This is a genomic window from Bartonella sp. OT172YNZD (assembly GCF_042193725.1).
In the GTDB taxonomy this organism is placed as follows: Bacteria; Pseudomonadota; Alphaproteobacteria; order Rhizobiales; family Rhizobiaceae; genus Bartonella; species Bartonella grahamii_A.
In genome coordinates this window covers 37,625-50,279 of record NZ_JBHILZ010000005.1, presented here as the reverse complement: position 1 = coordinate 50,279, position 12,655 = coordinate 37,625, and the positions used below count along the sequence as shown (strand labels likewise).

The window sequence follows — 12,655 nt, the reverse complement described above, 5'->3', positions numbered from 1 at the left end:
CATTCAATTATTGCTTTAAAAATAAACATTTTGCTGTTGATGATCACTTCTGAAAAGCTTTTTTTATTTACTAGCGTTTTTTATCATTCATCAAGATGTAACATCTGTTTCGTCGAATTGGTTACACCAAAAATATCATTATCTATAACCTGCTGATACCCTACTACCATTAAACTGGCTAAAAATGAATCACTTCACGATCCTGATGAAAAATAGATTTTCTTTGAATCTTGCAGTTTGTACCAATAACCTGCTTTAGCATTCATTCATAAATTGCTGCAAACTCACTTGAACGCGAATCCATATTGTCAGGAAAAGCGTAGATTAGCTGCCTGCCACATTTTAACAATGCTTGTGAGATCGTAGATTTATTGACATTGGGCTTTCCTCATAATGCCAGGGTCGATAGGGAAGGTTTGCTAACACATCTAGCAGAGCTTAATAAAATTATAACACTCAATAATTTCAATATTTTTTCATTTCCCCCTCAATATTTACGATAGAAAGGCTGATAAGCCTGCTAGTATTTTTTCGCATGCAAAATGGCTATACATTAAAAAAGCAATCCTCCCCCCCCATGCAAGAAAAAGAACATGAGAATTATTGATTACAGAAATATCAATACCTAAGGTTGACATTCAGGTTGTTCTTTATGCTCTTCACAATGAGGACTATTTAAACGCCTCTCTACACTTCGCTGAGGAATAACTGCATCAGGCTGACAAATTGGAAGATTTTCATATTTCTCACACCACTTCACCCTTCCCAATTTATCTTGGAAGCCTGCTTGGATCATACATGCACTCCTTGCTTCCTCAGCATTGAATTTCTCATCAAGACTTGTTTCTGTATCAAGACGACCATCAAGATGCTGCATTCCGCATTCCAACAGAGCTTTTTTAATCTCAAGCTGATCTGCACCGGGCTTTTCCCATGCATCTACAGCTGTTCGAGAAGGCTGCTCTGGGGAACATCCAGCCATAACAAATAAGGTTATCCCGCTTAATAATTTTAAAATATACTTCATTTTTCTATCCTTGAGTAATTTTGATATTACGAAACAATCTATAAATTATTTTACATGCTGTTTTTTATTTCCAAAACAATGATGGACATTATCAACCTTTATTATTTTTATCTTTCCGAAGATTATGCCATTATTATTATATCAAAAATACGGTAAAATTATTACTAAAATCATATTCTATCAACGGTATGCTTATAATTATTATCAATATTTTGATTACAACCAAAATAGATATTTTTATATTATTGCGCCTACAGTTGTAGTCCCCATAAATAAATAGCATTGAAATGGTGAATTAAGTCCCCCCGCGCACAGGCATGAAAAACATGAAAGTAGCGATTGTTAATCATCACCAGCAAAAATTAAGGCTGGCATCCAGGTGCAATTTTATATTTTTTACAAAACGAGCTATTCAAACGCTTCTTGACACTTCGTTGTGGGATAACAGCACTAGGACGACAAACAAATGGAGAGATTTTCATCTTTATTAAGTATAACACCAATATAGTTCTCCCATTTATAGTGGAATTTTGCTTGAGTCATGCAAGCATCAATGGAAGCCCTGCATTAATGCTTAACTTTTTATTTTCTGGAAAGACATCATAAGAGGTTGGCATACCACATTCTAACAGTGCTTTTCCTACCTCAGTAAAGTCTGCTCTAGACTTCTACCAAGCACTCAAAACTCTTAGTGGAGGCTTGTCGATGTTACATCCAGCGCTATTTAACAGAATGAGACCGCTTAATAATTTTAAGATTTGTTTCATTTTTTTCTCCATAAATAACCTAAACCTAAATTATCTAAAATCCAATAAATTGGCATAATATGAGGCGTTCCATAGCGCCTTACACACGCATAACTTGCATGACCATAACAATTCTAGGATCATAGCCGCCTAGCACTCTCCCTTCCTTTCGTATGAGACTTGCTGGTGGAAATAATACATAGGGGAACTCCAAAGGTACCTTATAAAAAGTAGGTGGATTGTAACCAAATCCTATACCAAAGAGGTTAAATAAATGATTTTTTAGGTAGTCATAATTTTTTTCGCCATCATTTACGACATATAATGCATTCTAATGGATTCGCTATCGATAGCGCCTTATCAGCCGTCTCCAAAAGATAGATATCTGTTTTCTTTGCTATATTGTGGATACCACGCTTTTTAAAGTCACGCAGTCCTTTACCTACTGTTATGGCACCTCGGGCTATGTGCACTAACAATCCCTGCTTTATTGCCATTTAGTCCGCCAATCAAACCATTGCCGATTTTGTGTTTCACATCTCCATGACCAAAACGTTTTGCTACATCTCTTATATCTTTTATGCTACCAAGAATGCCCACATTAATAGATCCTGTCACATCAACAAAAGGCTTTTCAGATATCTCTTGTGTCTTAGAGATAACGCAGCTTTCCGAAAGCGTGATATTATTTCCAGCATCAACGTTGACATTACGCCCTGCCGAAACATTTGTCGGCTTGCATGTTTACATCATGATCAGCAGTAATCTGCACATCTCTGCGGACTTTGAAATAGGATTGAACGGAGGTATTTTCCTACTGATCGCCGTTATCTTGCGCACTCACAACCCCAACACCAACAGAAGCACCGCTTGCTGCTCTTTTCAAACTGAAATCCAAAGCCTGTGCACTCTTCCTGTGTAGTTGAACTATGATTATTATGACCCACAAACACATTGACATCATGCGCTGCCGGAAGGTTAATATCCTCCCCTGCAAGATCAGAGTCTACTACGCTCACATCTTTTTTCTTGATTGTAATGTTGATATTACAGTCAACATTGAGAGAAGAACCTTTGATGTTCAAAATGCTCTTCATTTTCTGTCTTTAATTCACTCCCGTATATCGAAACAAAATTTTTGCATGAACCCACACCAAAACCTGTTTTATACGTCTGTGAATGACTACTATGATGGTCTGTCATACCAACAATCGTCACACTTTCTCCCATTACATTGATATCTTGACCAGAAATCAGATGAGAAGCAGTAATCGTAGCATCTCCTTATACATCCATATCAATTTTACCCGTTGCCTCAAGGATAGAAGAAATCGTTGTGGTGTGCGTTTCAGAACTATAGGAAGATTTCTCGTGTAAAAAGCCACTTTCCGATGATTGTTTTTGCTGGTCGTAGTGCTCTTGAGCGCTTTTTATAGTAATATTGAATAATTTTGCACCAAAATACAGTTTCGGAGTGCATTTTGTCCTCCTCCACTTGTGATAAAAATTACTCCCGTATCAATATTATAAAAAATAAGTTTGATCCTTGCTCTTTTGATCGCAATAATAACAAGAATCGTAAAACTGCCACACGTTAATTATTCTCTTTAATTTACTCTTCTATTAAATTTTATTGTGATACCTTGCTGCTCTTTATTGAAGTTTTTGCAAATACAATGAAACAATGCCTCCAATGACTTTATTATCCACTATTTTCTACCAACGCCAATCCTCTTTAAGAAAGAAATAATAGAAATGAAAAAACTTTAACCATTTACCCCATAACAACCCAAATATCCTTTTAAAGGACACAGAGGACTCCAACCCTTCTTTTCAAGAAAAGAGATAAAGATTTTATCTGCGCTTCTAAAAGCGATAGTAGTTTCTTAAACAACCAATTTTTTAAAGAGCTTGTAAAACAATAAAAACAATTCTTACAATAACTTCTTTTGTGTAGCAGAACTCCATTAATACGTTTAGAAAAAGATATCTGCCTATAATCTTGTATCTAGTAAAATCTATTTGCACTGTTAGGCATTTTAACATGAAAGACTTATATTGATTGCAGGGCTCACCATCAAAAAATGCCTAATATTTATATGATTTGGCCGTTACTATAAGCAATGGCTCACAAAAATTTCCAAAGCAAAATAATAACGAGCAGATTTTTTTCAATCTAGATTGTTCTAATTTTTAGAGAATAACAATAAAACACCTGTTTTCCTGATAACATCAGCTATTTGTTTTGAGTTTTATCTCTATTCACATTTTATTACATTTTCTTTTGTTTAAAATTATAAAGTTTAAGTGCATAGAAACAAATAACAAGCCAAGCAATCCAACTAAAACCTATAATTAAAACCGGTCGTGTTTCATCAAAAGACCATAAGAGAATAAAAATAAAAACCATAAATAAAATAGAAAAAATTGATCCTATTGGCCAAAATGGAATTGGAAATTTTAAACTATTCTGTTCTTCTTTAGGCATCTTAATTCGCATAAAAATTTGTGAAAGTAGAATCATCATCCAAACAAAAACTGTCGCAAATGTTGCCATTGCAGCAATAAGAAAAAAAAGCTTTTCATGGTAAAAATAATTAAGGACAGCACCAAGAAAAAAAATACCGAAGATCATCAAAATAACAAAAATTGGTATACCATTTTTTGATAAATATTGAAACTTCTTTAAAGCATAACCTTCCTGCGATAAACCATGTATCATACGACAAGCACCATACATTCCACTATTCATTGCAGAAACAGCCGCTGTAACAACAACAATATTTAAGATATTTGCTGCATATGAAATCCCAAGATTTTCAAAAATGGATACAAAAGGGCTATCCATAAGACCAATCTCATTCCAAGGATAAAGTGACATTAAAATAGCCAACGTCATGACATAAAAAAGCAAAATACGAACTGGAGTAGAATTAATTGCCTTTGAAATTGTTTGATAAGGGTTTTGAACTTCCATAACTGCCATTCCAATGATTTCTATACCACCAAAAGCAAACACAACAACACTAAAGCAAGCTAAAAAACCAAACCAACCATTAGGAAAAATACCACCATTCTTCCATAAATTATGAACAGTAACAGTAGAAGAAACTGCACTTTCACTCCAACCACAAAAAATAATTACTATTCCTAAAATAATCATTGCAATGATAGCAATAACTTTAATAGAAGACAGCCAAAACTCTAGTTCACCATATACTTCTACGGCAGCTAAATTAATACCCGTGATAATTAACGTAATACTAAATGCCCATACCCAAGGAGCGACATCAGGATACCAAAAACCCATATAAGTCGCAAAAGCTGTAATATCAGCCAAACCAACAAGAATCATTTCAAATACATATGTCCATCCCGTTAAAAAACCTGCTAATGGCGATATGTAATTTGCCGCATAACGTGCAAAAGAACCAGGCAATGGATTATGAATAATCATCTCTCCTAAAGCCCGTATAACCATAAAAATAGCCAAACCAGCAATACAATAAGCAATCAAAACACTTGGACCCGCAAGCTTAATTGCCTGTGCAGACCCATAAAAAAGACCTGTTCCAATAGCAGAGCCAAGAGCTAAAAAAATAACTTGGCGCTTACTCATACCTCGTTTCAATTCATTTCGTGCCATTACTTTCCTTCTTTATTGAAATGTTGATGAAAATCCACACCACAATAACAGCTTTATGATAAATAAAGCCTCATGTTTCTCTTTCGAAGATATACTTTAAAAGCATTAAACAATAACCTTCCAGATGCTCTATCCTAGGCAATTAAAATACTTTTATTGCGAATGATTCAGCTTTTTATAGGCTAAGTTTTGTATCATTTTATTGAAATTACGTGATAATAAAATTTTTTATAATTGTCATTTAACTCATTTTTATATTTTCTATTTTTCTGCAAAAAATGTGGAGTTGAATGCAAGATAATATAAACATTTTTATTCATAAGGATAATTCATTGTTTTATATATTGAATTGACCCCTCAATATCATAAGATTCTCTCTTTTCCAAACCTGTTCATATTGAAGTAATCAAAACTTTTCGTTTACACATTATAAGTGAGATTGATGTGTAAATAAAAAACACGTAAAGAAAGGAATAAAATGCCTTTTAATAAACTGTCCAAAGTGCAGAAAGCTGCCACAACTCAGGAAATGGATTATCTGATAGTATCAACTCGTATCTTCGTAACATAAAAAATAATGATGCACTATTAATCTTATATTTTTCACGAGAGTTTTTAGCTTATACCATTCACGGATGCAACCCTGAAATGTAAGCTTAAGTATTGAGGAGATATTTCCTTAAAACAAACCCGTGAATGCAAAAAATAACACTGTTTTACATGAGAGGCATATGCTTCTATTCATCATATGTGTTTTCAAGGCTATGAATAAAAACCTTAAATTGCTATCATCATATTCAAGAAAAACATGCATTAAACTTTACTATTAATACCGTATAAACCTTCTACACTTTTTAGCTTGTCATATTATCATAAACTGTATTCAACACCATATGCACTCATTTTTAAAACCAATTGATATAGCTTAATCAATGATAAAGTGAAACTCGCCATTCCTCAAAGGCGTAAGAAATTTTAGCCCCAACCCATCTTTTAAAAACTCCAGCCGCTTTAAATACAAGCTTTCCAAGCAAAAGAGCAACTGCGGCAAATATCATCTTTTCAACCTTTGGTACAACAAGAGAGCGACTATTTTTTTCACTTCTTTGACCTGAAACACTCATGATAACTCCCCTTGTTAGCTGAACAAAAATATCTTTCTCCTGTGCCCCTATAGTAATAAAACCATCCTGTTGAGATCTTCCTCTCCAAAAATTCGCGTGAACCTCCACAATTTGGGTAAAACAAACAATGATTGCCATCAAAATACATAGTAGACGATTTTTAGACATTTATTTTCCCTTTTTCGTGATTTAAAAATACAAAAATTATAAACCATCTTTTAAAAAGAGAAATACTCAATAAAAATATTAATTTTAGTGAGTAATAATAAATATAAAACGCTCATTCATAAACTTATCTAACTTAGATTATATCATAAGATAAGCATATTAAAGAAATAAATTTAAATAAACACAATACATAACAGTCGATAAATGTAAAAATACTTATTAAGTATTATAAAAATATATTCATTATTTCTCCAATTTTTTACAAAGAACCCTCATAATTAGATCTCTCCTTCTCTTTTAAACTCAAAAATAAATATTATTTAGGTTCTAATGAAGGAAAAATTGTTTCTGGTAAAACAGATAATAAGTGCCCTTCACGTACAAGTATATGTGCTTGATGAAGATCTGGAGCCATATAGCGATCTTCCTTAAGAGAAGCAACATTTTTGCGTAAACATTCAATAACAGATTGCAAAAAAGTACTTGTTTTTAAAGGCGTACGATATTCAATTCCTTGTACTGCAACAAGCGTTTCAATGCCAATAAGTGTAAAAAGATTTTCGCTCATTACCAATAACCGACGAGCTCCATGACAAGCCATTGAAACATGATCTTCTTGATTAGCTGAAGTCGGTGTTGAATCAACGGAAGCAGGATGGGCCATTTGTTTATTTTCAGACATTAAAGCCGCTGCTGTTACTTCAGCAATCATAAAACCTGAATTAAGACCCGCATTATGTGCTAAAAAAGCTGGAAGTCCATAAGAAACTGCTGGATCAACCATCAAAGCAACACGACGTTGAGAAATAGATCCTATTTCACATAAAGCAAGAGCAATCTGATCAGCAGCAAACGCTACAGGTTCAGCATGAAAATTCCCACCTGATACAACTTCACCATTCCTTAAAATCAATGGATTATCTGTAACAGCATTTGCTTCAATAATCAGTGTTTTTGCTGCTGCTAGCAAAATATCAAAACATGCCCCCATGACCTGTGGCTGGCAACGTATACAATAAGGATCTTGTACACGCTCATCACCACGTAAATGTGCTGCACGAATTTCTGAATCCTCTACGAGCTTTTCTAATGTTTTCGATACAGCAATCTGCCCATAATGTCCTCGTAAAATATGGATATCAGGATGGAATGGCGCTGTTGATCCCATGATGGCATCTGTCGTCAAAGCCCCTGCCAACAATCCACTACACAATGCCCGATAACCTCGAAAAAGACCAGCAAGTGCAAGGGCTGTTGATGTTTGAGTCCCATTAATAAGAGCTAGACCTTCCTTTGCCTCTAAAATAATAGGGGACAATCCCGCTTTCTCTAATGCAACCGCCCCACTCATACGAATATTTTGAAAAAATGCTTCTCCTTCTCCCATCATAACAGCCGCCATGTGAGCAAGTGGAGCTAGATCACCTGAAGCACCAACAGACCCTTTTTCAGGGATGACAGGAATGACGCCCTTTGCAAGCATATTTTCCAGCAAATTTACCAATTCTAGACGAACTCCTGAAGCCCCTCTTCCTAAAGAGATAAGCTTTAAGCTCATTATCAAACGCACAATATTTTCAGCTAAAGGCTCTCCTACCCCACAACAATGGGACAAAATAAGGTTTCTCTGTAAAACAGCGACATCGTCCGCATCAATTTTAATGGAAGCCAACTTCCCAAAACCAGTATTAATACCGTACACAGGCTCACTTCCAGCAGCAATTTCAGCAATGCGCTGAGCCCCTTTCTCGATAGCTAAATGCGTGTCATTATGAAGTTTACTCACTTCACCATTAAAATAAATAGCTGCAAGCTCACTAAGCGTCACCTCGCTCGGTTTCAGTATAATAGTCATAATTTACTTTCTTTTTTTATCAAAGTATAACGTTTAGCATTATTGATCCTTCTATAAAACAAAAAAAACTATAACGACTTTTTAAAGCGAGAATGCTTTCTTAAAGATATTCCTTACAATGGAGTCATTATCCAAAAGTAGAACAGTTGACGATAAATGAAAATGAAATATTGACAAGCACAACCAAGATCATGGATTTAAAAAATAGATAACGCGTTAATTTATAATCATAATCTAGCATTATTCATATTAAATGTAGAGAATCGAATATTTTAAGATTCTCTCATTCCAAATCTGTGTATGTTGAATCAATCAAAACCATTCGCTTGCACGTCATAAGCGAGATTGTCGTATGGATAAAACTGTACAAAAAAGGACTAAAAGCTCCTCTTATGTACCGTCTTAAGTGTCAAGGGCTGTAGCACAACATTGGGAGATAGCAAAGTGTATGATGGTGCAGGCTTATTCTTTCATAAAGCGTAAAGATAGAGGACTCAATGGATTTATCATTAAGCTATTCCCACTAAACTTATAAAAATCTTAAATAGATAGCTGCCACAATCTATCATGATTGCGAAAATTAAACTCTATAGAAAATTAAAAACTTATTCAACACACCATAACGGAGAAGAAATTGAGCTTATTTGTCACTTCTAAAATTGTATTTAAAGCGCCAGATTGAAACCTGAAAAGCAAATCTTCAATAAAACCGCACAAAACTCAGACTAACCCGTTATTTAAAATAGAAAATAAAAGAAGTTTTTTATATCAAAAAATTTAATTAACATATTGTTTTTATATTATCTTTAAAAAAGAGAAATGCTTCATATAGCATATTTATATTTTACTTTTTGTTATATTCAATCTGAATTTAGAGATAATTTCAAAATGAGTTGTTTTTTAAAGGTTCTTCCAAGCCATTACCTTTTTTACTACAAATTTCTGATTATGATAATTTTTTGTACTTTTTCAGTTATTTTTGTCAAAATTTATTAAAAACACTCTCATTTAATAATAAAAAGCAATCATAAAAACAAAGAATTATCAAACATTTCTATTCAATCTACCTCTTTCCATTTTATAAAATAATCTGTTGTTAAACTGCAGTAAAGAAAGCGCTTCGATGCTATAATGCAGTGCATAAATTTTCTATTTAAACTCTCTCATATTAAATGAACAATGAAAATCAGCGGTAATAAGATGTCAATGTGAATGCTGAAGAAAAAAACTTCCCCCTCAAAGTCTGCCTTAATAATGCGTTAATTTCCTGAATACCACCTACTCTGATGTGCTAAAAGAGCAAAAGCAATCATCGATATCGGATTATCCTGCATACATATAGAGCTCACTTCGATACAAAAGCTCCAAATTGCCTTGCACTTCATATTTCTTTATCAATGCGACCAATTGCCGCAAATATTCTTCCCCATAGCAAGCAATAGCGCGTTGCGCTTGCGTTGAAGAGCGGCTCATTTCAATAAAAGCTTCAGATGGGATCATCAGCGTCCAATTGTGCGTATGAAAAAAATCTTTTCTGGATCTACCCCAAAGCCATCACTCATTTCCTGTAAAAAATCAAAATTACGATAATACCGAGAATAGTTCGGACTCATTTTCTCTAACAATGTCTCATAAGCCTCTAGAAATTCGCTATGCTGGAAATCGCGATTATTTTGAATAACCGCCATGACACCATTGACCCGAAGTTGATCTGAAACAGAACAAAGCAACTTAGAACGATCCATCCACTGAAACGCTTGCGCTGCAATGACAAGATCAACCTCGCCAATTTGAGGCAATAGGTCTTCGGCACGGCCATGATACCACTGCACCGTAAGAAATTTTCTTCGCCCCCTTTTTAATCATATCTGCCGATACATCGATAGCATGATATTGGTGCTCATTTCCTAAAAATTTAACAATTCCCTCTAATGCAATTCCTGTCCCAGCTCCTACATCCACAATGGACAAATGCTTTTTATTCTTAAAAGGATGCAGCATGGTTTTAAATAAAGTAAGGGGATAGAGAGGACGATAACGATCATAATCATTAACCAATCCATCAAACTTTATTTTGCCTCTGAACACTTTCTATCACAGGATTTTCCCTCCTTCACAATTACTACCATACATAATTAAAAAGCCCTTTTTTGTCCACTGTATTAAGCATAACTTCTATAAGGAAGAAAAATAAGACCTGCCCTTACCTTGCTATATTTCTATAAGATTGATGCTTATATTTTTCCCTTTTCCAATTGTTATCTGCACGTTGTGAAACACAAAAATACTACGAAAATAATATAATTGTCTGTAATAATAAGTGATATGAATATTATTGATCTTTTATAAGATGACATCTATATTATCATTATTATTTTAATATCAAAAAGTCACTTAAGCGTGCCTAAAACGCAAAGAGATATCAATTTATCGATAAATACGCCTGTTTATAAAATTCAAAATACTTTCTACCAAGAAGATAAACCCTATATAATACATAAAATATCTGTGGAGACATCTTTATGTTAAATGTACAAACTGCTTCAATGTTTAAAATATTAAAACAATTTCCAATCGTGATTTTTTTGGCATGGTTATTGCCATTTTTAAGTGGGTGCGGATTTAATTCGATACCAACAAATGAAGAAAAAGCACACGCAGCATGGAGTGAAGTGCTCAATCAATATCAACGTCGTACAGATCTCATCCCCAATCTTGTAGAAACAGTTAAAGCTTACGCAACTCATGAACAGAGCGTTTTCACAAATGTAATTGAAGCACGTGCCAAAGCAACGCAAGTCAACCTTAATGCAGATATGTTGAATAATCCAGAAGTTATGCAGCAATATCTCAAAAATCAGGCAAATTTATCAAGTGCACTTTCGCGGCTTATGGCTGTTGTCGAAAACTATCCGGATCTTAAAGCAAACCAGAACTTTCTTGCTCTTCAATCACAATTAGAAGGAACAGAAAACCGTATTTCCGTTGCGCGCCGCGATTATATTGAAACAGTCCGTGCCTACAATACTACACTCAAAACAATGCCAACGATGATTTGGGCAAAATTATGGTTTCGTGATGCTAAGCCTATGCCTACTTTTACCATCGATACTGATAGCCAACAAACACCAAAGGTTAATTTTAAATAATGAAACTATTCCAACACTCTATACAACGTCGTACTTTTCTACGTTTATGGGTTCCTTTGAGTATTCTATATTTGATCATTGCATTGGGGAATATCACTTACGCACACACTAAATTTCCTCCCTTAACCGGCTATATCAACGATATGGCTCATTTACTTGATCATACAACACAAAGAAATTTAACGGAAAAGCTAGCTACACTCGAAGAAAAAACAGGAGATCAAATTGTTCTTGTGACGCTCCCTACTCTTTCGGGCAATGATATAGAAACATACAGCAATTCTCTTTTTCGTACATGGAGATTAGGTCAAAAAAAAATCAATAACGGCATATTAATCGTCATTGCACCAAATGAACGCAAAGCACGTATTGAGATAGGCTATGGTCTAGAAGGAGAACTAACAGATGCCATTTCCTCTGTCATTATTAATAGCTTCATGATTCCTAATTTTCGTGAAAGAAATTATCAAAAAGGAATTATCGAATCCGTTCATGCAATTATCAAAGTAATCACAAAAAGTGATGCTGATTTTTCTTTTCGAATCAATCAAAAAGCTAAAGCTGTTGAAGAACAACGTAAACAAGCTGAAAAAGAAGAAATGATTATGAATACAATCATGTTTCTCATTCTCTTTATAGTCGTTGGTTTGCCCATTCTTGCTATGATTTTTGGTAAAAAAATAGGTCCACGAAAGTATCTTTGGATGGGTATTGTCTTCACACCTTGGTTTTTAAATTTAAATGCGAGCGGTAGAGGTTCTGGTAGAATCTTTGGTGGACATTCAGGGGGAGGAGGATTCAGAGGTGGTGGTGGATCATCAGGTGGTGGCGGTGCAACAGGAAGATGGTAAAACGAGCATAACAATTTTTTTAATAAAATTCATTGCACTTCTTATGAACTATCTCTTAATCTTATTCTTTTTTATTTTTCTGATTATAA

General features: G+C 34.4%; 6 protein-coding genes and 3 pseudogenes. 2 read left to right on the top strand and 7 right to left on the bottom strand.

What is annotated here, in order from left to right:
• Nucleotides 1-625: 625 nt before the first annotated feature.
• From ACFIJS_RS03175 to ACFIJS_RS03145, 7 genes and pseudogenes are all read right to left on the bottom strand, one after another.
• Nucleotides 626-1,027 (bottom strand): hypothetical protein, encoded by a 402-nt coding sequence (locus ACFIJS_RS03175; RefSeq protein WP_375649860.1) that lies wholly within the window; start codon nt 1,025-1,027, stop codon nt 626-628.
• Between the two features lie 362 nt (nt 1,028-1,389).
• Nucleotides 1,390-1,794 (bottom strand): annotated as a pseudogene (locus tag ACFIJS_RS03170) (hypothetical protein).
• 471 nt (nt 1,795-2,265) lie between these two features.
• Nucleotides 2,266-3,216 (bottom strand): annotated as a pseudogene (locus ACFIJS_RS03165) (hemagglutinin repeat-containing protein); the annotation flags it as partial.
• Between the two features lie 829 nt (nt 3,217-4,045).
• The gene (locus ACFIJS_RS03160; protein ID WP_375649858.1) at nt 4,046-5,419 is read right to left on the bottom strand and encodes an amino acid permease; all 1,374 of its coding nucleotides are present in this window, start codon (nt 5,417-5,419) and stop codon (nt 4,046-4,048) included.
• 929 nt (nt 5,420-6,348) lie between these two features.
• A complete protein-coding gene (locus tag ACFIJS_RS03155; RefSeq protein WP_375649856.1) occupies nt 6,349-6,711 on the bottom strand; it encodes a hypothetical protein in 363 nt (120 codons plus the stop codon).
• Nucleotides 6,712-7,027: 316 nt separating this feature from the next.
• A complete protein-coding gene (gene hutH / locus ACFIJS_RS03150) occupies nt 7,028-8,566 on the bottom strand; it encodes a histidine ammonia-lyase (protein WP_375649853.1) in 1,539 nt (512 codons plus the stop codon).
• 1,323 nt (nt 8,567-9,889) lie between these two features.
• Nucleotides 9,890-10,664, bottom strand: a pseudogene (locus ACFIJS_RS03145) (class I SAM-dependent methyltransferase).
• A gap of 424 nt (nt 10,665-11,088) precedes the next feature.
• Here ACFIJS_RS03145 and ACFIJS_RS03140 point away from each other — a divergent pair.
• Both ACFIJS_RS03140 and ACFIJS_RS03135 read left to right on the top strand, forming a co-directional pair.
• Nucleotides 11,089-11,715: a LemA family protein gene (locus tag ACFIJS_RS03140; RefSeq protein WP_375649851.1), complete on the top strand. Its 627-nt coding sequence runs from the start codon at nt 11,089-11,091 to the stop codon at nt 11,713-11,715.
• Complete coding sequence (locus tag ACFIJS_RS03135) at nt 11,715-12,566, top strand: TPM domain-containing protein (protein WP_375649849.1); 852 nt, start codon at nt 11,715-11,717, stop codon at nt 12,564-12,566. Before ACFIJS_RS03140 ends, ACFIJS_RS03135 begins: the two co-directional genes overlap by 1 nt.
• The last annotated feature ends 89 nt before the right edge of the window (nt 12,567-12,655 follow it).

Excerpts from the sequence above, each read along its gene's own strand:
- ACFIJS_RS03175 (WP_375649860.1), bottom strand. The coding sequence starts at position 1,027 with ATGAAGTATATTTTAAAATTATTAAGCGGGATAACCTTATTTGTTATG.
- ACFIJS_RS03160 (WP_375649858.1), bottom strand. The coding sequence starts at position 5,419 with ATGGCACGAAATGAATTGAAACGAGGTATGAGTAAGCGCCAAGTTATT.
- ACFIJS_RS03155 (WP_375649856.1), bottom strand. The coding sequence starts at position 6,711 with ATGTCTAAAAATCGTCTACTATGTATTTTGATGGCAATCATTGTTTGT.
- hutH (WP_375649853.1), bottom strand. The coding sequence starts at position 8,566 with ATGACTATTATACTGAAACCGAGCGAGGTGACGCTTAGTGAGCTTGCA.
- ACFIJS_RS03140 (WP_375649851.1), top strand. The coding sequence starts at position 11,089 with ATGTTAAATGTACAAACTGCTTCAATGTTTAAAATATTAAAACAATTT.
- ACFIJS_RS03135 (WP_375649849.1), top strand. The coding sequence starts at position 11,715 with ATGAAACTATTCCAACACTCTATACAACGTCGTACTTTTCTACGTTTA.